The organism is Streptomyces purpureus (genome assembly GCF_014648195.1).
GTDB lineage: Bacteria > Actinomycetota > Actinomycetes > Streptomycetales > Streptomycetaceae > Streptomyces > Streptomyces purpureus.
Genome location: NZ_BMQQ01000008.1, coordinates 86,966 through 110,839, shown reverse-complemented (window position 1 = coordinate 110,839; position 23,874 = coordinate 86,966). Strand labels below are relative to the sequence as shown.

General features: G+C 70.2%; 22 protein-coding genes. 4 read left to right on the top strand and 18 right to left on the bottom strand.

Annotated features, from left to right (window positions below; all coding sequences use genetic code 11):
- Positions 1 to 21 precede the first annotated feature (21 nt).
- The 14 genes from nuoN to IEZ01_RS12905 all read right to left on the bottom strand — a co-directional run bounded on the left by nuoN (position 22) and on the right by IEZ01_RS12905 (position 16,084).
- Positions 22 to 1,671, bottom strand: a complete 1,650-nt coding sequence (gene nuoN / locus IEZ01_RS12970) for an NADH-quinone oxidoreductase subunit NuoN (RefSeq protein WP_019888634.1) — start codon at positions 1,669 to 1,671, stop codon at positions 22 to 24.
- A complete protein-coding gene (locus tag IEZ01_RS12965) occupies positions 1,668 to 3,239 on the bottom strand; it encodes an NADH-quinone oxidoreductase subunit M (protein WP_019888632.1) in 1,572 nt (523 codons plus the stop codon). The genes nuoN and IEZ01_RS12965 overlap by 4 nt, the downstream gene beginning before the upstream one ends.
- A gap of 5 nt (positions 3,240 to 3,244) precedes the next feature.
- The gene (nuoL, locus tag IEZ01_RS12960) at positions 3,245 to 5,194 is read right to left on the bottom strand and encodes an NADH-quinone oxidoreductase subunit L (RefSeq protein ID WP_189201763.1); all 1,950 of its coding nucleotides are present in this window, start codon (positions 5,192 to 5,194) and stop codon (positions 3,245 to 3,247) included.
- 11 nt (positions 5,195 to 5,205) lie between these two features.
- On the bottom strand, positions 5,206 to 5,505 hold the full coding sequence (nuoK, locus tag IEZ01_RS12955) for an NADH-quinone oxidoreductase subunit NuoK (RefSeq protein ID WP_019888630.1): 300 nt from the start codon (positions 5,503 to 5,505) through the stop codon (positions 5,206 to 5,208).
- Entirely contained in the window at positions 5,502 to 6,326 is an 825-nt protein-coding gene (locus IEZ01_RS12950; protein ID WP_189201761.1) for an NADH-quinone oxidoreductase subunit J, read from the bottom strand. The genes nuoK and IEZ01_RS12950 overlap by 4 nt, the downstream gene beginning before the upstream one ends.
- Complete coding sequence (nuoI, locus tag IEZ01_RS12945; RefSeq protein ID WP_189201759.1) at positions 6,323 to 6,931, bottom strand: NADH-quinone oxidoreductase subunit NuoI; 609 nt, start codon at positions 6,929 to 6,931, stop codon at positions 6,323 to 6,325. The genes IEZ01_RS12950 and nuoI overlap by 4 nt, the downstream gene beginning before the upstream one ends.
- Positions 6,888 to 8,279: an NADH-quinone oxidoreductase subunit NuoH gene (nuoH, locus tag IEZ01_RS12940; protein WP_189201757.1), complete on the bottom strand. Its 1,392-nt coding sequence runs from the start codon at positions 8,277 to 8,279 to the stop codon at positions 6,888 to 6,890. Before nuoH ends, nuoI begins: the two co-directional genes overlap by 44 nt.
- 112 nt (positions 8,280 to 8,391) lie before the next feature.
- Positions 8,392 to 10,872: an NADH-quinone oxidoreductase subunit G gene (locus IEZ01_RS12935; RefSeq protein ID WP_019888625.1), complete on the bottom strand. Its 2,481-nt coding sequence runs from the start codon at positions 10,870 to 10,872 to the stop codon at positions 8,392 to 8,394.
- On the bottom strand, positions 10,869 to 12,218 hold the full coding sequence (nuoF, locus tag IEZ01_RS12930) for an NADH-quinone oxidoreductase subunit NuoF (protein ID WP_028797839.1): 1,350 nt from the start codon (positions 12,216 to 12,218) through the stop codon (positions 10,869 to 10,871). The genes IEZ01_RS12935 and nuoF overlap by 4 nt, the downstream gene beginning before the upstream one ends.
- Entirely contained in the window at positions 12,215 to 12,985 is a 771-nt protein-coding gene (nuoE, locus tag IEZ01_RS12925; protein WP_019888623.1) for an NADH-quinone oxidoreductase subunit NuoE, read from the bottom strand. Before nuoE ends, nuoF begins: the two co-directional genes overlap by 4 nt.
- Positions 12,982 to 14,304 (bottom strand): NADH-quinone oxidoreductase subunit D, encoded by a 1,323-nt coding sequence (locus IEZ01_RS12920; protein ID WP_019888622.1) that lies wholly within the window; start codon positions 14,302 to 14,304, stop codon positions 12,982 to 12,984. Before IEZ01_RS12920 ends, nuoE begins: the two co-directional genes overlap by 4 nt.
- Positions 14,301 to 15,032, bottom strand: a complete 732-nt coding sequence (locus tag IEZ01_RS12915; protein WP_189201755.1) for an NADH-quinone oxidoreductase subunit C — start codon at positions 15,030 to 15,032, stop codon at positions 14,301 to 14,303. Before IEZ01_RS12915 ends, IEZ01_RS12920 begins: the two co-directional genes overlap by 4 nt.
- Before the next feature lie 118 nt (positions 15,033 to 15,150).
- Positions 15,151 to 15,705 (bottom strand): NuoB/complex I 20 kDa subunit family protein, encoded by a 555-nt coding sequence (locus tag IEZ01_RS12910; RefSeq protein WP_019888620.1) that lies wholly within the window; start codon positions 15,703 to 15,705, stop codon positions 15,151 to 15,153.
- A 19-nt stretch (positions 15,706 to 15,724) separates the two neighbouring features.
- Complete coding sequence (locus IEZ01_RS12905) at positions 15,725 to 16,084, bottom strand: NADH-quinone oxidoreductase subunit A (protein ID WP_019888619.1); 360 nt, start codon at positions 16,082 to 16,084, stop codon at positions 15,725 to 15,727.
- A gap of 701 nt (positions 16,085 to 16,785) precedes the next feature.
- On the opposite strand from IEZ01_RS12905, the gene IEZ01_RS12900 reads away from it, so the two are divergent.
- A complete protein-coding gene (locus IEZ01_RS12900) occupies positions 16,786 to 17,613 on the top strand; it encodes a C40 family peptidase (RefSeq protein WP_019888618.1) in 828 nt (275 codons plus the stop codon).
- Between the two features lie 69 nt (positions 17,614 to 17,682).
- Here the strand turns inward: IEZ01_RS12900 and IEZ01_RS12895 are convergent, their stop codons facing one another.
- Positions 17,683 to 18,549 (bottom strand): NAD(P)-dependent oxidoreductase, encoded by an 867-nt coding sequence (locus IEZ01_RS12895; RefSeq protein WP_019888617.1) that lies wholly within the window; start codon positions 18,547 to 18,549, stop codon positions 17,683 to 17,685.
- Positions 18,550 to 18,669: 120 nt separating this feature from the next.
- On the opposite strand from IEZ01_RS12895, the gene IEZ01_RS12890 reads away from it, so the two are divergent.
- A complete protein-coding gene (locus IEZ01_RS12890; protein WP_019888616.1) occupies positions 18,670 to 19,686 on the top strand; it encodes a GlxA family transcriptional regulator in 1,017 nt (338 codons plus the stop codon).
- On the opposite strand, the gene IEZ01_RS12885 is transcribed toward IEZ01_RS12890, so the two are convergent.
- The gene (locus IEZ01_RS12885; protein ID WP_019888615.1) at positions 19,652 to 20,935 is read right to left on the bottom strand and encodes a geranylgeranyl reductase family protein; all 1,284 of its coding nucleotides are present in this window, start codon (positions 20,933 to 20,935) and stop codon (positions 19,652 to 19,654) included. The two genes, IEZ01_RS12890 and IEZ01_RS12885, sit on opposite strands and share 35 nt — an antisense overlap.
- Before the next feature lie 97 nt (positions 20,936 to 21,032).
- Between IEZ01_RS12885 and IEZ01_RS12880 the strand changes: the two genes are divergently transcribed.
- Positions 21,033 to 21,560: a GNAT family N-acetyltransferase gene (locus tag IEZ01_RS12880; protein ID WP_229832911.1), complete on the top strand. Its 528-nt coding sequence runs from the start codon at positions 21,033 to 21,035 to the stop codon at positions 21,558 to 21,560.
- Between the two features lie 29 nt (positions 21,561 to 21,589).
- Here IEZ01_RS12880 and IEZ01_RS12875 read toward each other — a convergent pair whose 3' ends face one another.
- Together IEZ01_RS12875 and IEZ01_RS12870 are read right to left on the bottom strand one after the other, a co-directional pair.
- Positions 21,590 to 22,501, bottom strand: a complete 912-nt coding sequence (locus IEZ01_RS12875; RefSeq protein ID WP_019888612.1) for a glutaminase — start codon at positions 22,499 to 22,501, stop codon at positions 21,590 to 21,592.
- On the bottom strand, positions 22,501 to 23,196 hold the full coding sequence (locus IEZ01_RS12870) for a demethylmenaquinone methyltransferase (RefSeq protein WP_028797838.1): 696 nt from the start codon (positions 23,194 to 23,196) through the stop codon (positions 22,501 to 22,503). The genes IEZ01_RS12875 and IEZ01_RS12870 overlap by 1 nt, the downstream gene beginning before the upstream one ends.
- Before the next feature lie 150 nt (positions 23,197 to 23,346).
- Between IEZ01_RS12870 and IEZ01_RS12865 the strand changes: the two genes are divergently transcribed.
- Complete coding sequence (locus IEZ01_RS12865) at positions 23,347 to 23,874, top strand: SigE family RNA polymerase sigma factor (protein ID WP_019888610.1); 528 nt, start codon at positions 23,347 to 23,349, stop codon at positions 23,872 to 23,874.

The following is a 23,874-nucleotide window of genomic DNA, read 5'->3' as shown; positions in this document are numbered from 1 at the left end:
TGTGCGTGCGGGCGGCGGGGGTCAGCGGACGAAGACGCTCGCCTGGCCCGCCAGATCGAGGAAGTACTGCGGCGCGAGACCGAGCACCAGGGTCACCGCCACCCCCACCCCGATGGTCGTCATCGTCAGAGGCGACGGCACGGCGACCGTCGGGCCGTCCACCTTCGGCTCGCTGAAGAACATCAGCACGATGACCCGGATGTAGAAGAACGCGGCGACCGCCGAGGAGAGGACACCGACCACCACCAGGCCCCCGGCGCCGCCCTCCGCCGCGGCCTTGAAGACCGCGAACTTTCCTGCGAAGCCGGAGGTCAGCGGGATACCGGCGAAGGCGAGCAGGAACACCGCGAAGACCGCCGCGACCAGCGGCGAACGCCGGCCGAGCCCGGCCCACTTGGACAGGTGCGTGGCCTCGCCGCCCGCGTCCCGTACGAGCGTGACGACCGCGAACGCGCCGATCGTCACGAAGGAGTAGGCGCCCAGGTAGAACAGCACCGACGAGACCCCGTCGGGGGTGGCCGCGATGACACCGGCGAGCAGGAAGCCGGCGTGGGCGATGGAGGAGTAGGCGAGCAGCCGCTTGATGTCGGTCTGGGTGATGGCGACGATCGCGCCGCCCAGCATGGTGACGATGGCGACGGCCCACATGACCGGGCGCCAGTCCCAGGTGAGGCCCGGCAGCACCACGTACAGCAGGCGCAGCATGGCGCCGAACGCGGCGACCTTGGTGGCGGCGGCCATGAAGCCGGTCACCGGGGTCGGGGCGCCCTGGTAGACGTCCGGGGTCCACATGTGGAACGGCACCGCGCCCACCTTGAACAGCAGGCCCATCAGCACCATCGCGAAGCCGATGAGCAGCAGCGCGTCGTTGCCCATGGTGGCGGCGAGCGCCGGGTCCATCGCGGTGACGTTTCCGTCGACGACGTCGGCGATCCTGGCGTACGAGACGGAGCCGGCGTAGCCGTAGAGCAGGGCGATGCCGAAGAGAAGGAACGCCGACGAGAAGGCGCCGAGGAGGAAGTACTTGACCGCGGCCTCCTGCGACATCATCCGCTTGCGGCGGGCGACGGCGCACAGCACGTAGAGCGGCAGCGAGAAGACCTCCAGGGCGATGAAGAGCGTCAGGAGGTCGTTGGCCGCGGGGAAGACGAGCATGCCCGCGACGGCGAAGAGCACCAGCGGGAACACCTCGGTGGTGGTGAACCCGGCCTTGACGGCGGCCTTCTCCTGTTCGCTGCCCGGTACGGCGGCGGCCTCGGCGGCGAAGGAGTCGACGCGGTGGCCGTGGTGGGCCGGGTCGAGGCGGCGCTCGGCGAAGGTGAAGACGGCGACGATCGAGGCCAGCAGGATCGTGCCCTGGAGGAAGAGCGCGGGCCCGTCGACGGCGATGGCGCCCATCGCGGCGATCTGCGCCTTGGTGGAGCCGTACCCCCCGGCCGCGAGGCCCACGACGGCGGCGAAGCCGGCGGCCAGGGCGACCACGGTCAGGAAGACCTGGGTGTGGTAGCGCCCGCGGCGCGGCACGAGGGCCTCGACGAGGACGCTGAGGACGGCCGCGCCGACGACGATGAGGACGGGTGCCAGCTGGGCGTACTCGATCTTCGGTGCGGTGATCTTGCCGATCGGTTCGGCGGCTGTCGTCCACAGGCTGTGGACAGCTGTTGCGCTCACTTGGCCGCCTCCACCTCGGGCCGGGGGTCCTTCTGCTGTACGTCGGACATGGTGTGCCGCACGGCCGGATTGACGATGTCCGTCAGCGGCTTGGGATAGACACCGAGGAAGATCAGCAGGGCGATCAGCGGGACGATCACGGTCAGCTCACGCGGCCGCAGGTCCGGCAGGGACCGCACCTCCTCCTTCACCGGGCCGGTCATCGTCCGCTGGTAGAGCACCAGCGTGTAGAGAGCGGCGAGGACGATGCCCGTGGTGGCGACGATTCCGGCGACCGGGTAGCGGGCGTACGTGCCGACCAGGACGAGGAACTCGCTGACGAACGGCGCCAGTCCGGGCAGCGACAGCGTCGCCAGACCGCCGATCAGGAACGTGCCGGCGAGCACCGGCGCGACCTTCTGCACCCCGCCGTAGTCGGCGATGAGCCGCGAGCCGCGCCGCGAGATCAGGAACCCGGCGACCAGCATCAGCGCGGCCGTCGAGATGCCGTGGTTGACCATGTAGAGCGTCGCGCCGCTCTGGCCCTGGCTGGTCATCGCGAAGATGCCCAGGATGATGAAGCCGAAGTGGGAGATCGAGGCGTAGGCGATCAGCCGCTTGATGTCCCGCTGGCCGACCGCGAGCAGCGCGCCGTAGACGATGCTGATCAGCGCGAGCACGATGATCGCGGGCGTGGCCCACGTGCTGGCCTCGGGGAAGAGCTGGAGGCAGAAGCGGAGCATCGCGAACGTGCCGACCTTGTCGACCACGGCCGTGATGAGCACGGCGACCGGCGCGGTCGCCTCGCCCATGGCGTTGGGCAGCCAGGTGTGCAGCGGCCACAGCGGCGCCTTCACCGCGAAGGCGAAGAAGAAGCCGAGGAACAGCCACCGCTCCGTGCTGGTCGCCATCTCCAGCTGCCCGTTGGCCCGGGCCTCGGCGATCTCGGTGAGGGAGAAGTTCCCCGCGACGACGTACAGGCCGATCACCGCGGCCAGCATGATCAGGCCGCCGACCAGGTTGTAGAGCAGGAACTTGACCGCCGCGTACGACCGCTGGGCCGCCGCGTTCTCGTCCGAGCCCGCGTGGGCCCGGTCCCCGAAGCCGCCGATGAGGAAGTACATCGGGATGAGCATGGCCTCGAAGAGGATGTAGAAGAGGAAGACGTCGGTGGCCTCGAAGGAGAGGATCACCATCGCCTCGACCATCAGGATCAGGGCGAAGAAGCCCTGGGTCGGCCGCCAGCGGCTGCTCTTCGTCTCCAGGGGGTCGGCGTCGTGCCAGCCGGCCAGGATCACGAACGGGATCAGCAGCGCGGTCAGCGCGATGAGCGCCACCCCGATGCCGTCGACCCCGAGCTCGTACCGGACTCCGAACTCCTTGATCCAGGCGTGGGATTCGGTGAGCTGGTACCGGTCGCCGCCGGGCTCGAACCGTACGGTGACGGCCGCGGCGAGGACCAGGGTGGCGAGTGAGAAGAACAGCGCCAGCCACTTGGCGGCGGTACGGCGGGCGGCGGGGACGGCGGCGGTGAGGATCGCACCGACCGCCGGGACCGCGGCCGTCACCGTAAGGAGCGGGAAGGACATGACAGTTACACCGCCCTCATCAGCAGGGTCGCGGCGATCAGCACCGCAGTACCTCCGAACATCGAGACCGCGTAACTGCGGGCGTAGCCGTTCTGCAGCTTGCGCAGCCGGCCGGAGAGGCCCCCGACCGAGGCCGCGGTGCCGTTGACCACCCCGTCGACCAGGGAGTGGTCGACGTACACCAGGGAGCGGGTGAGGTGCTCGCCGCCGCGGACCAGGACGATGTGGTTGAAGTCGTCCTGGAGCAGGTCGCGTCGGGCGGCCCGGGTGAGCAGCGAGCCGCGCGGGGCGGTGACCGGGACGGGCCTGCGCCCGTACTGGAGGTAGGCGATGGAGACGCCGATCACCATGACCGCGACCGTGGCGGAGGTGATGGCCGCGGCGCCGATCGGCGGGTGGCCGTGCTCGAATTCGGTCACCGGCGCGAGCCAGTTCACGAACCGGTCGCCGATGCCGAAGAAGCCGCCCGCGAACACCGACCCGAAGGCCAGCAGGATCATCGGGATGGTCATGGACTTCGGCGACTCGTGCGGGTGCGGCATCTCACCGGGCTTCGCCTCGACGCCGGGCTCGACGCCCGGCGCCGTGGCCGGGTCCGGGGCGGGCTGCCAGCGCTTCTCGCCGAAGAACGTCAGGATCATCACGCGGGTCATGTAGTACGCGGTGATGGCCGCGCCGAGCAGCGTGACCGCGCCGAGGATCCAGCCCTCGGTACCGCCCTTGGCGAACGCCGCCTCGATGATCTTGTCCTTGGAGAAGAAGCCGGACAGGCCGGGGAAGCCGATGATCGCGAGGTATCCGAGGCCGAAGGTGGCGAAGGTGATCGGCATGTACTTCCTCAAGGCCCCGTACTTCCTCATGTCGACCTCGTCGTTCATGCCGTGCATGACCGAACCGGCGCCGAGGAAGAGCCCGGCCTTGAAGAAGCCGTGGGTCACCAGGTGCATGATCGCGAAGGCGTAGCCGATCGGGCCGAGCCCGGCGGCCAGGATCATGTAGCCGATCTGCGACATCGTCGAGCCGGCCAGCGCCTTCTTGATGTCGTCCTTGGCGCAACCGACGATCGCACCGAACAGGAGCGTGACCGCGCCGACCACCACGACCGCGAGCTGCGCGTCGGGGGCGGCGTTGAAGATCGCCCCGGAGCGGGTGATCAGATACACGCCGGCGGTGACCATCGTGGCGGCGTGGATGAGGGCCGAGACCGGGGTCGGGCCCTCCATCGCGTCCCCGAGCCAGGACTGCAGCGGCACCTGGGCCGACTTGCCGCAGGCGGCGAGCAGCAGCATCAGGCCGATCGCGGTCAGCATGCCTTCGGATGTGTCGCCCGTGGCCTCCAGGACCGGCCCGAAGGCGAAGGTCCCGAAGGTGGTGAACATCAGCATGATCGCGATGGAGAGGCCCATGTCGCCGACCCGGTTGACCAGGAAGGCCTTCTTCGCGGCGGTCGCCGCCGAGGGCTTGTGCTGCCAGAAGCCGATGAGCAGGTACGAGGCGAGACCGACGCCCTCCCACCCGACGTACAGCAGCAGGTAGTTGTCGGCGAGGACCAGGAGCAGCATCGCCGCGAGGAAGAGGTTCAGATAGCCGAAGAAGCGGCGCCGGCGCTCGTCGTGCTCCATGTACCCGACCGAGTACAGATGGATCAGCGAGCCCACGCCGGTGATCAGCAGGACGAAGGTCATCGACAGCTGGTCGAGCTGGAAGGCGATGTCCGCCTGGAAGCCCTCGACCGGGATCCAGCTGTAGAGCGTCGAGCGCAGCGTCCGCTCCTCGGCGCCGCGGCCGAGCATGTCGGCGAAGAGGACGAGGCCGATGACGAAGGAGGCCGCCGCGAGCAGCGTGCCGATCCAGTGCCCGGCCTTGTCCAGCCGCCGTCCGCCGCACAGAAGGACGACGGCTCCGAGGAGAGGCGCCGCGACGAGCAGCGCGATCAGGTTCTCAGCGTTTTCCACGGTTCAGCCCCTCACAGCTTCATCAGGCTGGCGTCGTCGACCGAGGCCGAGTGGCGGGCACGGAACAGCGACACGATGATCGCGAGCCCGACCACGACCTCGGCGGCGGCGACGACCATCGTGAAGAAGGCGATGATCTGGCCGTCGAGATTGCCGTGCATCCGGGAGAAGGCGACGAACGCGAGGTTGCAGGCGTTGAGCATCAGCTCGACGCACATGAAGACCACGATCGCGTTGCGCCTGATCAGGACCCCGGCCGCGCCGATGGTGAACAACAGAGCCGCGAGGTACAGGTAGTTGACCGGATTCACCGCGAGGCCTCCTCTTCGTCCCGGTCCCGGCCGAGGCGCTCGCGCGAGCGCCGCTCCAGTGCCTTGAGGTCTTCGAGCGCCTCGCTGGACACGTCCCGGATCTGGCCGTGCTTGCGCAGGGTGTCCATCACGGTCAGGTCGGCGGGGGTGCCGTCGGGCAGCAGACCGGCGACGTCCACGGCGTTGTGCCGGGCGTAGACACCGGGCGCGGGCAGCGGCGGCACCTGCTTGCCGTCGCGTACGCGCTGCTGGGACAGCTCGCGCTGGGTCCGGGCCCGCTCGGTGCGCTCCCGGTGGGTGAGCACCATCGCGCCGACCGCGGCGGTGATCAGCAGGGCGCCGGTGATCTCGAACGCGAAGACGTACGTGGTGAAGATCCGGCGGGCGATCCCCTCGACGTTGCCGCCGGCGTTGGCCACGCCCAGGCCGTTGAAGGTGGTCAGCGAGGCGTTGCCGATACCGGCGGCGAGCAGGATGCCGAAGCCGAGCGCACAGGCCGCCGCCCACCAGCGCTGCCCCTTGAGGGTCTCCTTCAGGGAGTCGGCGGCGGTGACACCGACCAGCATGACCACGAAGAGGAAGAGCATCATGATCGCGCCGGTGTAGACGATGATCTGTACGACGCCGAGGAAGTACGCGCCGTTGGCCAGGTAGAAGACCGCCAGGATGATCATGGTCGCGGCGAGGCAGAGGGCGCTGTGCACCGCCTTGCGCATCAGGATCGTGCACAGGGCGCCGACGACGGCGACGGTCCCCAGGATCCAGAACTGCACGGCCTCGCCGGTCGAGGTGGCGGAGGCGGCGAGGGTGATCGCGCTCATGCGTCGACCTCCTCGCCCTTCTCGCCCTTGTCCGTCGCGACCTGCTGGACCGTGCCGGGCGCGGCCTCGGTGACCAGCCCCCGGTAGTAGTCCTGCTCGTCCATGCCGGGGTAGATCGCGTGCGGGGTGTCGACCATGTTGTCGTCGAGACCGGCGAGCAGCTGCTCCTTGGTGTAGATGAGGTTCTCGCGGGAGCTGTCGGCGAGGTCGAAGTCGTTCGTCATCGTCAGCGCGCGCGTGGGGCAGGCCTCGATGCACAGTCCGCACAGGATGCAGCGGGCGTAGTTGATCTGGTACACCCGGCCGTAGCGCTCCCCCGGGGAGTAGCGCTCCTCGTCGGTGTTGTCCGCGCCCTCCACGTAGATGGCGTCCGCCGGGCAGGCCCAGGCGCACAGCTCGCAGCCGATGCACTTCTCGAGCCCGTCCGGGTGCCGGTTGAGCTGATGCCGGCCGTGGAATCGCGGGGCCGTCGTCTTCTGCTGCTCCGGGTACTGCTCGGTCAGCCGCTTCTTGAACATGGCCTTGAAGGTCACGCCGAAGCCGGCAACCGGGTTCTGGAAATCAGACACCGTCCGTCTCCTTTCCGTCACTCGCAGTAGCAGCATCGGGGGCGCCACTGACAATCAGCTCGCGCTGGTGGCGCGGTCGCCGGCGCGGGACCGGCGGCAGGCTCTGACCGGGCAGCGGCGGTACGGGGAAGCCGCCTGCCATCGGGTCGAAGGCGGCCGGCGGGGTGTCCGCGGGCGCGGCCTTCTTGGCCTTCTTGTCGCGGAAGAGATCGGCGACGAAGGAGATCACCAGGACCGTGAGGACGGCTCCGGCGACGTACAGCACGATCTCCTGGAAGGCGTAGTTCTCGTTACGCAGCGCCCGTACGGTCGCCACCAGCATCAGCCAGACCAGGGAGACCGGGATGAGGACCTTCCAGCCCAGCTTCATCAGCTGGTCGTAGCGGACCCGGGGCAGGGTGCCGCGCAGCCAGATGAAGAAGAACAGCAGCAGCTGGACCTTGAGGACGAACCAGAGCATCGGCCACCAGCCGTGGTTCGCGCCCTCCCAGAAGGTGGAGACGGGGTACGGGGCGCGCCAGCCGCCGAGGAAGAGGGTGACCGAGACGGCGGAGACGGTGACCATGTTGACGTACTCGGCCAGCATGAACATCGCGAACTTGATGGAGCTGTACTCGGTGTTGAAGCCGCCGACGAGGTCGCCCTCGGACTCCGGCATGTCGAACGGGGCGCGGTTGGTCTCCCCGACCATCGTGACGATGTAGATGATGAAGGAGACCGGCAGCAGCAGGATGAACCAGCGTTCCTGCTGCGCCTCGACGATGGCCGAGGTCGACATCGACCCGGAGTAGAGGAAGACCGAGGCGAACGCTGCGCCCATCGCGATCTCGTACGAGATCATCTGGGCGCAGGAGCGCAGGCCGCCCAGGAGCGGGTACGTCGAGCCGGACGACCAGCCGGCAAGCACGATGCCGTAGATGCCGACGGAGGCGACCGCGAGGACGTAGAGCATCGCGATCGGCAGGTCGGTGAGCTGCATCGTGGTGCGGTGGCCGAAGATCGAGACCTCGTTGCCGGCCGGGCCGAACGGGATCACCGCGATGGCCATGAAGGCGGGGATCGCGGCGACGATCGGGGCGAGGACGTACACCACCTTGTCCGCGCGCTTGACGATCACGTCCTCCTTCAGCATCAGCTTGACGCCGTCCGCGAGGGACTGGAGGAGGCCCCAGGGGCCGTGCCGGTTGGGGCCGATGCGCAGCTGCATCCAGGCGACGACCTTGCGCTCCCACACGATGGAGAAGAGCACGGTCACCATCAGGAAGGCGAAGCAGAAGACCGCCTTGATCAGCACGAGCCACCAGGGGTCGCGGCCGAACATGGAGAGGTCCTCCGCGGCGAGGACGCTGCGCTGGATCTCGGCGACGTGGGTGAGGGCGGTCATGCGCGCACCTCCGGTACGGGGGCGGCCGGGGCGGCGCCCGGGCTGACGACGTGGACGGGTGCGTCGCCGCCGGGACGGGTCCGGCGGGCGGCCGTGGCCAGGAGGCGGGCGGTCATGCCTCCACCTCCGTCGTGGCCGTCGCGCCGATCCGGACCACGTCGCCGGGGCGTGCCCCGAGGTCGGACAGCACGCCGCCGCCGACCGAGTTCAGCGGGAGCCAGACCACCCGGTCGGGCATCTCGGTGACCTGGAGCGGCAGTTCGACCGAGCCGGCCGGGCCGCTGACCGCGAGGGTGTCGCCGTCCTTGACGCCGGTCTCGGCGGCGGTGGTGGCGGAGAGCCGGGCGGTCGCGGCGTGCCGGGTGCCGGCCAGGGCGGTGTCGCCCTCCTGAAGGCGGCCCTGGTCGAGCAGGAGCCGGTGGCCGGCGAGGACCGCCTCGCCTTCGCCGGGGCGGGGCGGCTGCTGGCCGGGCTCCACGGGCTCGGCGGCCCGTTCGCCGCCCCAGGCGCCGAGCCGGTCCATCTCCTGGCGCAGGGACCTGAGGTCCGGCAGCCCGAAGTGGACGTCCATGGCGTCGGCGAGCATGTGCAGCACCCGGGCGTCGGACGGGGCGAGCGGGCGGGTCATGTGCTCGGGCTTGAGCGCGGCCTCGAAGAGCCGGGCCCTTCCCTCCCAGTTGAGGAACGTGCCGGACTTCTCGGCGACCGCGGCGACCGGCAGGACCACGTCGGCGCGGTCGGTGACCTCGCCGGGCCGCAGCTCCAGGGAGACCACGAAGGCCGCGTCGAGCGCCTCACGCGCGCGTGCCGGGTCGGGCAGGTCCGCGACCTCCACACCGGCGACGAGCAGCGCGCCCAGTTCGCCGGTGGCCGCGGCCTCGACGATCTGGCCGGTGTCGCGGCCGTAGCGGTGCGGGAGTTCGGCGATCCGCCAGGCGGTGGCGGTCTCCTCACGCGCGCGGGGGTCGGTGGCGGGGCGGCCGCCGGGCAGCAGCGACGGGAGCGCGCCCGCCCAGGCCGCGCCACGCTCGCCGGCCCGGCGCGGGATCCACACCAGTGCGGCGCCGGTCGCGTTCGCGGCCCGTACGGCGGCGGTGAGCGCGCCCGGCACGCCGGCCAGCCGCTCGCCGACGACCAGGACCGCGCCGGGCCGGCGCAGCGCCTCGGCGGCGTCCGCTCCGGCGCCCTCCAGGCCGGTGCCGGCGGCCAGTGCGTCCAGCCATTCGGTCTCGGTGCCGGGCGCGGCTGGCAGCAGAGTGCCGCCCGCCTTCTCCAGGCCGCGGCTGGCGAACGGGGCGAGACCGTAGGTCTTCTGGCCCTTCTTGCGCCAGGCCTTGCGCAGCCGCAGGAAGACGCCGGGCGCCTCCTCCTCGGACTCGATCCCGGCGAGCAGAACGGCCGGGGCGTTCTCCAGGGAGGTGTAGGTGACTCCGGAGCCGTCGAGGTCGAGGCCGTGTCCGGCGACCCGGGCCGTGAGGAAGTCGGCCTCCTCGCTGGAGTGCACCCGGGCCCGGAAGTCGACGTCGTTGGTGTCGAGGGCGACCCGGGCGAACTTGGCGTACGCGTAGGAGTCCTCGACGGTCAGCCGGCCGCCGGTGAGCACGCCGGTGCGGCCGCGGATCAGTCCGCGGGCGGCCGCCTCCAGCGCCTCGGGCCAGCTCGCCGGCGCCAGGACGCCGTCCGCGCCGCGGACCAGCGGGGTGGTGAGCCGGTCGCGCTGCTGCGCGTAGCGGAAGCCGAAGCGGCCCTTGTCGCAGATCCACTCCTCGTTGACCTGCGGGTCCTCGGCGGCGAGCCGGCGCATGACCTTGCCGCGGCGGTGGTCGGTGCGGGTGGCGCAGCCGCCGGCGCAGTGCTCGCAGACGCTGGGCGAGGAGACCAGGTCGAAGGGGCGGGAGCGGAAGCGGTACGCCGCCGAGGTCAGGGCGCCGACCGGACAGATCTGGATGGTGTTGCCGGAGAAGTACGACTCGAACGGGTCGCCCTCGCCGGTGCCGACCTGCTGGAGCGCGCCCCGCTCCAGGAGTTCGATCATCGGGTCGCCGGCGATCTGGTTGGAGAAGCGGGTGCAGCGCGCGCACAGCACGCACCGCTCGCGGTCGAGCAGCACCTGGGTGGAGATCGGCACCGGCTTCTCGAACGTACGCTTGCGGCCGTCGAAGCGGGACTCGGCCTGGCCGTGGGAGAGGGCCTGGTTCTGCAGCGGGCACTCGCCGCCCTTGTCGCAGACGGGGCAGTCCAGCGGGTGGTTGATGAGCAGCAGCTCCATCACGCCGTGCTGGGCCTTCTCGGCGACCGGGGAGGTCAGCTGCGACTTGACCACCATGCCGTCGGTGCAGGTGATGGTGCAGGAGGCCATCGGCTTGCGCTGGCCCTCGACCTCGACGATGCACTGGCGGCAGGCGCCGGCCGGGTCGAGGAGCGGGTGGTCGCAGAAGCGGGGGATCTCGATGCCGAGCTGTTCGGCGGCGCGGATGACCAGCGTCCCCTTGGGGACGGTGGTCTCGATGCCGTCGATGGTCAGCGTGACGAGGTCCTCGGGCTTCGCCGCCGCCGCGCCGCCGCCGGCGGGACCGGACGTGGTGACGGTCATGCGTTCACCTCCACATGGGTGTCGGCCCAGGCGGTCGACTTGGCGGGATCGAAGGGGCAGCCACGCCCGGAGATGTGCTGCTCGTACTCCTCGCGGAAGTACTTCAGCGAGGAGAAGATCGGGGACGCGGCGCCGTCACCGAGGGCGCAGAACGACTTGCCGTTGATGTTGTCGGCGATGTCGTTGAGCTTGTCGAGGTCGGACATGTGTCCCCGGCCGGCCTCGATGTCGCGCAGCAACTGCACCAGCCAGTAGGTGCCTTCACGGCAGGGGGTGCACTTGCCGCAGGACTCGTGGGCGTAGAACTCGGTCCAGCGGGTGACGGCCCGTACGACACAGGTGGTCTCGTCGAAGCACTGGAGGGCCTTGGTGCCGAGCATGGAGCCGGCGGCGCCGACGCCCTCGTAGTCGAGCGGGACGTCGAGGTGTTCGTCGGTGAACATCGGGGTGGAGGAGCCGCCGGGAGTCCAGAACTTCAGCCGGTGGCCGGGGCGCATCCCGCCGCTCATGTCGAGGAGCTGGCGCAGGGTGATACCGAGCGGGCCCTCGTACTGGCCGGGGTGGGCGACATGGCCGCTGAGCGAGTAGAGCGTGAAGCCGGGGGACTTCTCGCTGCCCATCGACCGGAACCATTCCTTGCCCCGGCTGAGGATCGCGGGAACCGACGCGATGGACTCGACGTTGTTCACCACCGTGGGGCAGGCGTACAGACCGGCGACCGCGGGGAAGGGGGGACGCAGCCGGGGCTGGCCGCGCCGGCCTTCCAGCGAGTCGAGCAGTGCGGTCTCCTCGCCGCAGATGTACGCGCCCGCGCCCGCGTGCACGGTCACTTCGAGGTCGAGACCGCTGCCGAGGATGTCCTTGCCGAGGTAGCCGGCTTCGTACGCCTCGCGTACGGCCTCGTGCAGGCGCCGCAGCACGGGGACGACCTCGCCGCGCAGGTAGACGAAGGCGTGCTGGGAGCGGATCGCGTAGCAGGCGATCACGATCCCCTCGATGAGGGAGTGCGGGTTGGCGAAGAGGAGCGGGATGTCCTTGCAGGTGCCCGGCTCGGACTCGTCGGCGTTGACGACGAGGTAGTGCGGCTTGCCGTCGCCCTGGGGAATGAACTGCCACTTCATTCCGGTGGGGAAGCCGGCGCCGCCGCGGCCGCGCAGGCCGGAGTCCTTGACGTAGGCGATCACCTCGTCCGGGCTCATGGCGAGGGCCTTCTTCAGGCCCTCGTAGCCGTCGTGGCGGTGGTAGGTGTCGAGGGTCCAGGAGTCCGGCTGGTCCCAGAACGCGGAGAGGACCGGGGCCAGCAGCTTCTCCGGGCTGCTGTTGTTGATCTCGGCTGCCAACGTCATTCCTCCCCCACCTCGGTTCCGTTGTCGCGTGGTTCGCTGTCGCGGGCCTCGGCGCGCGGGTGCACGACCCGGGGTGCGAGGGGTTCGCCCTTGGCGAGCCTCAGCCCGACCAGGGAGGCGGGACCGGCGCCGCCGGTCGCCTCGACGGCGCCGGGGCGCTCGTCGGGGAAGCCGGCCAGGATCCGCGCGGTCTGCTTGTACGTGCACAGGGGGGCGCCGCGGGTGGGTTCGACGGGCCGGCCCGCGCGCAGGTCGTCGACGAGCCGCTTGGCGGACTCGGGGGTCTGGTTGTCGAAGAACTCCCAGTTGACCATCACCACGGGGGCGAAGTCGCAGGCCGCGTTGCACTCGATGTGTTCGAGGGTGACCTTGCCGTCGGTGGTCGTCTCGTCGTTTCCGACGCCGAGGTGCTCCTTGAGCTCCTCGAAGATGGCGTCGCCGCCCATGACCGCGCAGAGCGTGTTGGTGCAGACCCCGACCTGGTAGTCGCCGGAGGGCTTGCGCCGGTACATCGTGTAGAAGGTGACGACGGCGGTGACCTCGGCCGTGGTGAGGTCCAGCATCTCGGCGCAGAAGCGGATGCCGGTCCGGGAGACGTACCCCTCCTCGGACTGCACCAGGTGCAGCAGCGGCAGCAGCGCGGAGCGGCTGGAGGGGTAGCGGGCGATGACGTCCTTGGCGTCGGCCTCCAGCCGCGCTCGGACGTCCGCGGGGAAGTCGGGTGCGGGCAGCTGGGGCATCCCGAGACTGGTGTGTCCGTCCGTCATCGGTCGACGCCTCCCATCACGGGGTCGATGGAGGCGACGGCGACGATGACGTCGGCGACCTGGCCGCCCTCGCACATCGCCGCCATGGCCTGAAGGTTGGTGAAGGACGGGTCGCGGAAGTGGACCCGGTAGGGGCGGGTGCCGCCGTCGGAGACGACATGCACGCCGAGCTCGCCCTTGGGCGACTCGACGGCCGTGTACGCCTGGCCGGGCGGGACCCGGAAGCCCTCGGTGACCAGCTTGAAGTGGTGGATCAGGGCCTCCATGGAGGTGCCCATGATCTTCTTGATGTGGTCGAGGGAGTTGCCGAGGCCGTCCGGGCCGAGCGCGAGCTGCGCGGGCCAGGCGATCTTCTTGTCGGCGACCATGACCGGGCCGGGCTCCAGCCGGTCCAGGCACTGCTCGACGATCCGCAGCGACTGGCGCATCTCCTCCAGGCGGACGAGGAAGCGGCCGTAGGCGTCGCAGCTGTCGGCGGTGGGCACGTCGAACTCGTAGTCCTCGTAGCCGCAGTACGGGTCGGTCTTGCGCAGGTCGTGCGGGAGGCCCGCCGCGCGCAGGATCGGTCCGGTGGCGCCCAGCGCCATGCAGCCGGTGAGGTCGAGGTAGCCGACGTGCTGCATACGGGCCTTGAAGATGGGGTTGCCGGTGGCGAGCTTGTCGTACTCCGGCAGGTTCTTCTTCATGGTCTTCACGAACTCGCGCACCGCGTCGACCGCGCCGGGCGGGAGGTCCTGGGCGAGGCCGCCGGGGCGGATGAAGGCGTGGTTCATCCGCAGGCCGGTGATCAGTTCGTACAGGTCCAGGATCAACTCGCGGTCCCGGAAGCCGTAGATCATGATCGTGGTGGCGCCGAGCTCCATGCCGCCGGTGGCGATGGCCACCAGGTGCGAGGAGAGCCGGTTGAGCTCCATCAGCAGGACCCGGATCACCGAGGCGCGGTCGGGGACCTGGTCGGTGATGCCGAGCAGCTTCTCCACGCCCAGGCAGTACGCCGTCTCGTTGTAGAACGAGGTGAGGTAGTCCATGCGCGTGACGAAGGTGGTGCCCTGCGTCCAGTTGCGGAACTCGAGATTCTTCTCGATGCCGGTGTGGAGGTAGCCGATACCGCAGCGGGCCTCGGTGACGGTCTCGCCGTCGATCTCCAGGATGAGCCGGAGCACACCGTGCGTGGACGGGTGCTGCGGTCCCATGTTGACGACGATCCGCTCGTCGTCGGCCTTGGCCGCGGACTGGACGACCTCGTCCCAGTCGCCGCCGGTGACCGTGTAGACGGTCCCCTCGGTCGTCTCGCGGGAAGAAGCAGAAGGAGTGGTCACGAGTACGACCTCCGCTGGTCCGGAGCCGGGATCTGGGCGCCCTTGTACTCGACGGGGATCCCGCCGAGGGGGTAGTCCTTGCGCTGCGGGAAGCCCTGCCAGTCGTCCGGCATCATGATCCGCGTGAGGGCCGGGTGGCCGTCGAAGATCAGGCCGAAGAAGTCGTAGGTCTCCCGCTCGTGCCAGTCGTTGGTCGGATAGACCTCGACGAGCGAGGGGACGTGCGGGTCGCTGTCCGGGGCGGCGACCTCCAGCCGGATCAGCCGGCCGTGCGTGATCGAGCGCAGGTGGTAGACGGCGTGCAGCTCGCGGCCCTTGTCGCCGAGGTAGTGGACGCCGGAGACGCCCGTACACAGCTCGAAGCGGAGGGCCGGGTCGTCCCGCAGGGTCCGGGCGACCCGCACGAGGTGCTCGCGCGCGATGTGGAAGGTGATCTCGCCGCGGTCGACGACCGTCTTCTCGATCGCGTTCTCGGGGACGAGCCCCTGCTCCTCGAGGGCGCCCTCGAGCTCGTCGGCGACCTCGTCGAACCAGCCGCCGTACGGACGGACGGCGGGCCCGGGCAGCCGTACGGAACGGACGAGGCCGCCGTAGCCGGAGGTGTCGCCGCCGTTGTTGGCGCCGAACATCCCCCGCTGGAGGCGGACCTCCTCACCATGGTCCCCTCGCTGACCGGGAAGGTTCTGCGCGCTGAGGTCCTTCTCGGGATTGGGCGTCTCGTCACTCATCGCGCCACCTCGTTCTCCCCCAGGGCTGGCGCCTGGGAGGCGCCCCCATCTCCGCCCGCGCGGCGCAGAGGCGCGGCATTCGTCGTCATCTGCGGCCCGGCGGCCGCGCGTGCGTCGCTCACCGGAGCAGCCCCTTCATCTCGATCGTCGGCAGGGCCTTGAGCGCCGCCTCCTCGGCCTCCCGGGCCGCTTCCCTGGCGTTCACGCCGAGCTTGGAGCCCTGGATCTTCTCGTGGAGCTTGAGAATCGCGTCGATCAGCATCTCCGGGCGCGGCGGGCAGCCCGGCAAATAGATGTCAACAGGCACAATATGATCAACACCCTGCACAATTGCGTAATTGTTGAACATTCCGCCGGAAGATGCGCAAACCCCCATGGAGATCACCCACTTAGGGCTGGGCATCTGGTCGTAGACCTGGCGCAGGACGGGCGCCATCTTCTGGCTCACCCGGCCCGCCACGATCATCAGGTCGGCCTGGCGCGGTGAGCCGCGGAAGACCTCCATGCCGAAGCGCGCCAGGTCGTACCGGCCGGCGCCGGTGGTCATCATCTCGATGGCGCAGCAGGCGAGGCCGAAGGTCGCGGGGAAGACGGACGCCTTGCGCACCCAGCCCGCGGCTTGTTCGACCGTCGTCAGCAGAAAGCCGCTCGGCAGTTTCTCTTCGAGTCCCATGAGTGTGCCTCTCAGCCCCTCAGTCCCATTCCAGGCCGCCGCGCCGCCACACGTACGCGTAGGCGACGAAGACGGTGAGCACGAAGAGCAACATCTCCACGAGCCCGAAAAGCCCCAGGGCGTCGAAGGTGACGGCCCAGGGATAGAGGAAGACGATCTCGATGTCGAAGACGATGAAGAGCATCGCCGTCAGGTAGTACTTGATCGGAAAGCGGCCGCCTCCGGCCGGTGTGGGTGTCGGCTCGATACCGCACTCATAGGCCTCGAGCTTGGCCCGGTTGTACCGCTTCGGACCGATAAGCGTGGCCATGACCACGGAGAAGATCGCAAACCCTGCGCCGAGGGCACCGAGCACGAGGACGGGCGCGTACGCATTCACGCTCCTCGCTCCTTCCAGTCGTCCTTGACCGTTGGACCGCACCGGGCATGTCGCGTGCCACCTCGGAGATCGTGCACATGTGAGGCAGTTCACAAGCCCGACGCCGTGCATCCTATGCCTGTCGGTCTGTGATCTGCGACACGGGGTACCGGACGTAGTTTGTGATCTCCACCACCCGACGAAGGATCATGAAGCCGGGTGAGCGGTGATCTTCATACGTGAAGTACCCAAGCACTTACCAGACGTGACATTCGGGGGTGTTACCGCTGGTCGGAGCGGTCTTGCCCTAGCAAGAGATGTGGACTACAGGCAAATTCGCATGGGCGCCCGTCGAGTGATAGAGGGCTGCCCTCACTCATGCGAGGGGACTGGCGGACGGGAGTGGACGCGTGCGCGCGTTCACGAGACCCCGGAGCGCGGGCCGGCCGGGTCCGGCCGTGGCCATTCTGTGACCTGCGCCACGTGCGCCCACCCCCTTCAAGAAGAGGGCTTGGCCATCGGCGTGAAGCGGTGATAAGCGCGGCTCAATTCGGACCTTTCGCGGAAAACCCGTGATCAAGGCCCTGAAGAGGTGTGCCCGGATTGCCCGTTACGGCGTCAATAAGGGCGCCAGAGAAGCGGATTAGACGGTTCCGGACGTAACTGTGGCGCAACACACGTTTCTTGAAGGGAACCGCGCCGCCCTGATAGCGGTTGTTCTCATGTCCCACACCGCTCACATACCCAGCCACCGGAAGCCCCGCCGCAGCGCCTCGAAGCTCGCGCTCCGGGCCGGAGTTGCCGGTGGCGTCCTCAGCACCATCGCGGTGGCCGGTGCTGCCGGGCCGGCGAATGCCGAGCCGGTGACCGAGACCATCGAGATGCCTGTCCTCGGCTTCGACCAGGACGCGGCGAGCACCGTCGTCGCCTCCGTGGCCGCGTCGGCCGAGGCGACCCAGCAGGTCGCCCTGGACCAGGACCTGCTCGCCCAGGAGAACGCCGCCGCCGCCAAGGCCGCCGCCGAGGCCAAGAAGGCCAAGGCCGAGGCCGACCGCAAGGCCGAGGCCGAGAAGAAGGCCGAGGAGAAGGCCCGCGCCGAGGCGCAGGAGCGCGCCTCCCGGTCCTCCGGCCGCACGACGCTCTCCGCGTCCTCCGGCTCCTCCTCCGACAACTCCGTCAACGAGACCGTGGCCTCCGGCTCCGCCGCCGCCGTGGTGGCGTTCGCCCGCGCCCAGGTCGGCGACGCGTACGTGATGGGCAGCACCGGCCCCAACTCGTGGGACTGCTCCGGGCTCGTCCAGGCCGCCTACCGCCAGGCCGGCATCGACCTGCCGCGCGTCTCCGGCAGCCAGTCCAGCCGCGGCCAGTCGGTCTCGCTGGACAACCTCCAGCCGGGCGACATCCTCTACTGGGGCAGCCGCAGCAACTCGTACCACGTGGCGATCTACGTGGGCGGCGGCAAGTTCGTCGGCGCGCAGAACCCGAGCACCGGTGTCGTCGAGCGCTCGCTCGACTACGACCGCCCCTCCGGCGCGGTCCGGGTCCTCTGACCCGGCCCCTCACACCATGACGAAGGGCCGTCACTCCTCGGGGGAGTGACGGCCCTTCGCGCGTGCCGGCTACCGGCCGCGGAACGTCTCGATCAGGCGGGCGTAGCTGTCGCCGCCGTGCCCGGCCGCCACCGCGCCCTTCATCAGCTCCAGGTGCAGCCGGGGCAGGCGCGGGTCGATGCCCCGGTCCTCGCCCGCGTGCAGCAGATGCCCGATGGCGGCGACCTGAACGTCGATGGTGGCGTCGTCGCCCGGGTAGACGCCGGTGTCGATCTGGTCCGCGTACCCGGTCATGAACCACGAGACTGTCCGCAGCCAGCGGTTGGCGACCTCCGTGAACTCCTTTGCGGACACGCCGTCCGCGCCGACCAGGGCGGTGGCGTGCAGCCAGCCGCCGAAGACCGACCACATCAGGCCGAGGAGTCCGGCGTCGTAGAGCGAGGCCAGACCCGCGTCGGCGCCGAGGTCGACCGGGTCGCCGAGCACGGCCAGGGCGTCGCGGTGCGCGGCCAGCACCTCGGGGGCGCCGCTGTAGAGGATCATGTTGGCGCTGTCGCCGATGCCGGGCGGGGTCGTCATGACGGCGCCGTCCAGGTAGGCGAAGCCGTGGCCGGCCGCCCAGGCGGCCTCCTCGCGGGCCTGCTCGGGCGAGCCGGTGGTCAGATTGACCACCGCCCGGCCGGGCAGCGCGGCGACGACCGGGGCCAGCAGGTCGCGTACGGCCGGGTAGTCGAGGACGCAGACGACGACCAGCTCGCTCGCGGCGACGGCCACGGCGACCGTCTCGGCGCGTACGGCGCCCCGCTCGACGAGCGCGTCGGCCTTGCCGGGCGTGCGGTTCCAGACGGTGGTGGGGTGCCCGGCGTCGAGGAAGGCCGCGGCGAGCGCCGATCCCATCTGCCCCAGTCCGATGACGGTGACCTTTTCGCGTGCCATGTCCCTTGACTCCCTTTATCCAGTGGTTCCTTGCGCAAGATCCACGTTCTCAGGGGGCGGGGGGCGACGACAGTGGCAGGACTGCCCATCCACGCAAAATTCCTGCCGTAGGGTCGGGGCATGAGCGCTGGAACCGTCGCCGTCGCCGTCGTCCAGGACAAGGGTGCCGCGCCCGGAATGTCCCTCTGGGAGATGTACGAACTGTCGATCGCGTGTGCCGTGTTCGGCATCCCGCACCCGCTGGCCGACCCCTGGTACGAGCTGCGCCTGTGCGGCATGGGCGCACCGGCCGCAGGGCCCGGCTTCTTCCTGCGTACGGAACACGGCCTGGACGGTCTCGTCGGCGCGGACACGGTCATCGTGCCGTCCGTCCCGGACTCCGTCGTCGAGGAGGGCCGCGAGGTGCCCGCGGAGCTCGTGGCGGCGCTGCGCGAGGCCGCCGCGGCCGGGGCCCGGATGGTGTCGCTGTGCACAGGCGCCTTCGCGCTGGCCGCCGCCGGGCTCCTGGACGGGCGCCGGGCCACCGCCCACTGGCAGCACACGGCCCAACTGGCCGCCCGGTACCCGAAGGTGATCGTGGACGACTCGGTGCTCTACACCGACGAGGACAACGTGCTCACCAGCGCCGGCGCCACCGCCGCCCTCGACCTTTGCCTGCACCTGGTCCGCCGCGATCTCGGCGCGTCCGTCGCCAACCAGCTGGCCCGCAGCATGGTCGTCCCCGCACACCGCACCGGCGGGCAGGCGCAGTTCATCGAGGCGCCGCTGCCGCCCAGCGACGACGACAGCCTCGGGCCGGTCCTGCAGTGGGCCACCGAGCACCTCGACGAGCCGCTGACCGTGGAGGAGCTGGCCCGCCGGGCGCGGCTGAGCACCCGCACCTTCCACCGCCGGCTCCACGAGGCCACCGGCACCACCCCGCTCCAGTGGCTGCTCCAGCAGCGGGTGGCACGGGCCCAGGCGCTGCTGGAGTCCACCGATCTGCCCGTGGAGCGGATCGGCGGACTCAGCGGGCTCGGCACTGCGGCGAACCTGCGCCACCACTTCACCCGCAGCGTCGGGGTCTCCCCGACGCACTACCGGCAGAGCTTCCGGGGGCCGCTCAGGCCTTCGGGGCGACCTTCGAGAGGCCGTTGATGATGCGGTCCATCGCGTCACCGCCGGTCGGGTCGGTCAGGTTGGCGAGCATCTTCAGCGTGAACTTCATCAGGACCGGGTGGGTCAGGCCGCGCTGCGTCGCGATCTTCATGATCTTCGGGTTACCGATGATCTTCACAAAGGCGCGTCCCAGCGTGTAGTACCCGCCGTAGGTGTCCTTGAGGATCTTCGGGTAGTTGTGCAGCGCCAGTTCGCGCTGGGCCGGGGTGGCCCGGGCGTGCGCCTGGACGATGACGTCGGCCGCGATCTGGCCGGACTCCATGGCGTACGCGATGCCCTCGCCGTTGAACGGGTTGACCAGGCCGCCCGCGTCGCCGACGAGGAGCAGGCCCTTGGTGTAGTGCGGCTGGCGGTTGAACGCCATCGGCAGGGCCGCGCCGCGGATCGACGTCGTCATGTTGTCCGGGGTGAAGCCCCAGTCCTCCGGCATGGAGGCGCACCACGCCTTGAGGACCTCGCGCCAGTCCAGCTCGCGGAAGGCGGAGGAGGAGTTGAGGATGCCGAGGCCGACGTTGGACGTGCCGTCGCCCATGCCGAAGATCCAGCCGTAGCCGGGCAGGAGCCGGTCCTGCGGGCCGCGCCGGTCCCACAGCTCCAGCCAGGATTCCAGGTAGTCGTCGTCGTGGCGGGGGCTGGTGAAGTACGTCCGCACGGCCACGCCCATCGGCCGGTCCTCGCGGCGGTGCAGGCCCATGGCGAGGGACAGCCGCGTGGAGTTGCCGTCGGCGGCGACCACGAGCGGCGCGTGGAAGGTCACTTCCCGCTTCTCGTCGCCGAGCTTGGCCTTCACGCCGGTGATCCGGCCGGTGCGGTCGTCGACGATCGGCGCGCCCACGTTGCACTGCTCGTACAGCCGCGCGCCGGCCTTCTGGGCCTGCCGGGCCAGCTGCTCGTCGAAGTCGTCGCGCTTGCGGACCAGGCCGTAGTCCGGGTACGAGGCGAGGTCGGGCCAGTCCAGCTGGAGGCGGACGCCGCCGCCGATGATCCGCAGGCCCTTGTTCCGCAGCCAGCCGGCCTCTTCGGAGATGTCGATGCCCATCGCCACGAGCTGCTTGGTGGCGCGCGGGGTCAGTCCGTCGCCGCAGACCTTCTCGCGGGGGAAGGCCGTCTTCTCCAGGAGCAGGACGTCGAGCCCGGCCTTGGCGAGGTAGTACGCGGTCGTGGAGCCGGCCGGGCCTGCCCCGACGACGATCACATCCGCGGTGTGTTCGGAGAGGGGCTCGGTCACGTCGGGTCTCCCGAAGGCTCGATAAGGGGTGCCCAATCGGCACGGAACATGTGCAGTCTATGCAGCGAGAGAGATCATGAATCGGAAGGGCCGCCTGATGACCAGCACGACGACTTCACCTTCCCGGCCGCTGCCCGCCGTGCGGCTGCGTGTGCCCACCGACGAGGACGCCCACGCCTGGCACCGCGTCTTCGACGACCCGGACGTCATGGAGTTCCATGGCGGCCCGGCCGAGCTCTCCGTCTACGAGGAGTTCACCGCCCGACAGCGGCTGCACGACGCCCGGTTGGGCTTCTGCCTGTGGACGCTGCTCGACGACGACGGCGAGGTCGTCGGCTTCACCGGCGCCCAGCCCTGGCCCGAGGAGAAGGCCTGGGGCCCGGTCGGCGAGATCGAGATCGGCTGGCGGCTGGGGCGGGCCCACTGGGGCCGGGGGTACGCGACGGCGGCCGCCACCGCGACCGTCGAGCGGGTCCGGGCGGCCGGTCTGACCCGGGTCTGCGCGATGATCGACGCCCGCAACGCCCGCTCGGTGGCGGTGGCGGAGCGCCTCGGCATGCGGCTCGCGGAGGAAGTGCGCACCCCGGGCGGGAATCCGGCCCGGCGGTACGTCCTGGACCTCTAGGGCAAGTCCTGGACCTCTGGGACAACTGGTCAGAAGACGGACAGGCCGGTGAGGGTGGTGAAACGGTCCAGCGCCGCGACGCCCGCCACGGAGTTCCCGCGCGCGTCAAGGCCCGGGCTCCACACGGCGAGTGTGCAGGTGCCGGGCACGACGGCGACGATCCCGCCGCCGACGCCGCTCTTGCCGGGCAGTCCGACGCGGTAGGCGAACTCCCCTGCCGCGTCGTACGTCCCGCAGGTCAGCATCACGGCGTTGATCTGCTTGGCCTCGCTGCGGGTCAGCAGCCGTGAGCCGTCGGCGCGCAGCCCGTGCCGGGACAGGAACCGGGCGGCCAGGGCGAGGTCGGCGCAGCTCATCTCGATCGAGCACTGCCAGAAGTAGTGGTCGAGGAGCGCGGGCACGGGGTTGTCGATGTTGCCGTACGAGGCCATGAAGTGGGCGACGGCGGCGTTGCGGTCGCCGTGGTCGTGCTCGGAGGCGGCGACCTCGGCGTCGAAGCCGACGTCGGGGTTGCCGCTCTCCTGCTGGAGGAAGGTCAGCAGTTCGCTGCTGGCGTCGCCGGTCAGGGTCTGGAGCCGGTCGGTGACGACGAGCGCGCCGGCGTTGATGAACGGATTACGCGGGATGCCGTTCTCGTACTCCAGCTGCACCAGCGAGTTGAAGGGGTTGCCGGAGGGCTCCCGGCCCACCCGGTCCCACACGCTGTCGCCGCCCTCGGCCAGGGCGAGGGCGAGCGCGAAGACCTTGGTGATCGACTGGGTCGAGAACGGCACCTGCCAGTCCCCGACCCCGTACACCGTGCCGTCCAGGTCGGCCAGCGCCATCCCGAACTGCCGCGGGTCGACGTCGGCGAGGGCCGGGATGTACGCGGCGGGGGTACCGCTGCCGATCAGCGGGGCGACGTCCTGCGCGATCCGCTCCAGCACCGACTGGTAGTCCACTACGCGTCCTTGAAGCCCCGGTGCAGGGCGACGACCCCGCCGGTCAGGTTGCGCCAGGCCACCTTCGACCAGCCGGCCTTGCCCAGCAGCCCGGCCAGCGACGGCTGGTCCGGCCAGGACTGGATGGACTCGGCGAGGTAGACGTAGGCGTCCGGGTTGGAGCAGACCGTACGGGCCACCGGCGGCAGCGCCCGCATCAGGTACTCCTCGTACACCGTCCGGAACGGCGCCCACGTCGGGTGCGAGAACTCGCAGATCACCACGCGCCCGCCGGGCTTGGTCACCCGGTACAGCTCGCGCAGCGCGCCTTCGGTGTCCTGGACGTTGCGCAGGCCGAAGGAGATCGTCACCGCGTCGAAGACACCGTCCCGGAAGGGCAGCTTCGTGGCGTCGCCTGCGGTCAGCGGCAGCCACGCGTGGCGCTTCTTGCCCTCCCGGAGCATGCCGAGGGAGAAGTCGCACGGCACGACGTACGCCCCGGTCGCCGCGAACGGCAGGGAGGACGTACCCGTACCCGCCGCCAGGTCCAGGACCTTCTCGGCCGGCCGGGCACCGACCGCCTTGGCGACCTCCTTGCGCCACCGCCGGGCCTGGCCGAGCGAGATGACATCGTTGGTGAGGTCGTACTTGGCCGCGACGTCGTCGAACATCGAGGCGACTTCGTGCGGCTGCTTGTCCAGGGATGCTCGGGTCACCCGGCCATTGTGGCAGCCGCCCCCGGGGGACTCCCGGGAGCCCTCTCCGCCGAAATCGCCTTTCAACCTTTTCCCGCGCCCGGGACTCAAGGAGGGGTGACAGTCAGGCCTGACGTCGGACACCAAGAGATGGACACAGAAGGGGGCGCGATGCCGGCACCGCACGGCTCGGACGGATTCGAGGAGTTCGCCCGCGCCGGTCAGCAGCGGCTCTACCGCACGGCGTATCTGCTCTGCGGCGACGCGGAGACCGCCCGCGATCTCACCCAGACCACCCTCGCCAAGCTGTTCCAGCACTGGCGGAAGGTGGCGGCGGCCGATCATCCGCACGCGTACGCGAAGACGGTACTGACCCGTACGTTCCTCGCGGAGCGGCGGCGCGGGCTGCGCGACCTGCTGGCGTTCACCAGGACCGGCGGGCTCGGGCCGGCCCCCCTGGCGGCCCACGCCGATCTGCGGGTCACCCTGCTCGCCGCGCTCGCGGAGCTGCCTCCCCGGGCCCGCGCGATGGTCGTCCTGCGGTACTGGGAGGACCTGAGCGTGGAGACCGTCGCCTCACTCCTGCGCTGCAGCGAGTCGACGGTCAAGAGCCAGTGCTCCCGCTCGCTCGCCCGGCTGCGCGACCGCCTCGGCGAAGCCCATCTCTACGCCACCGACCACCACGCCACCGGAAGCTGA

Coding starts and splice junctions, on each gene's coding strand:
- nuoF (WP_028797839.1), bottom strand. CDS start 12,218: ATGACGTTGGCAGCCGAGATCAACAACAGCAGCCCGGAGAAGCTGCTG.
- IEZ01_RS12865 (WP_019888610.1), top strand. CDS start 23,347: ATGCCGGCACCGCACGGCTCGGACGGATTCGAGGAGTTCGCCCGCGCC.
- IEZ01_RS12890 (WP_019888616.1), top strand. CDS start 18,670: ATGAGCGCTGGAACCGTCGCCGTCGCCGTCGTCCAGGACAAGGGTGCC.
- nuoE (WP_019888623.1), bottom strand. CDS start 12,985: ATGACGGACGGACACACCAGTCTCGGGATGCCCCAGCTGCCCGCACCC.
- IEZ01_RS12935 (WP_019888625.1), bottom strand. CDS start 10,872: ATGACCGTCACCACGTCCGGTCCCGCCGGCGGCGGCGCGGCGGCGGCG.
- IEZ01_RS12895 (WP_019888617.1), bottom strand. CDS start 18,549: ATGGCACGCGAAAAGGTCACCGTCATCGGACTGGGGCAGATGGGATCG.
- IEZ01_RS12965 (WP_019888632.1), bottom strand. CDS start 3,239: ATGTCCTTCCCGCTCCTTACGGTGACGGCCGCGGTCCCGGCGGTCGGT.
- IEZ01_RS12900 (WP_019888618.1), top strand. CDS start 16,786: ATGTCCCACACCGCTCACATACCCAGCCACCGGAAGCCCCGCCGCAGC.
- IEZ01_RS12915 (WP_189201755.1), bottom strand. CDS start 15,032: ATGAGTGACGAGACGCCCAATCCCGAGAAGGACCTCAGCGCGCAGAAC.
- IEZ01_RS12910 (WP_019888620.1), bottom strand. CDS start 15,705: ATGGGACTCGAAGAGAAACTGCCGAGCGGCTTTCTGCTGACGACGGTC.
- nuoH (WP_189201757.1), bottom strand. CDS start 8,279: ATGACCGCCCTCACCCACGTCGCCGAGATCCAGCGCAGCGTCCTCGCC.
- IEZ01_RS12950 (WP_189201761.1), bottom strand. CDS start 6,326: ATGAGCGCGATCACCCTCGCCGCCTCCGCCACCTCGACCGGCGAGGCC.
- nuoI (WP_189201759.1), bottom strand. CDS start 6,931: ATGCTGCTACTGCGAGTGACGGAAAGGAGACGGACGGTGTCTGATTTC.
- IEZ01_RS12880 (WP_229832911.1), top strand. CDS start 21,033: ATGACCAGCACGACGACTTCACCTTCCCGGCCGCTGCCCGCCGTGCGG.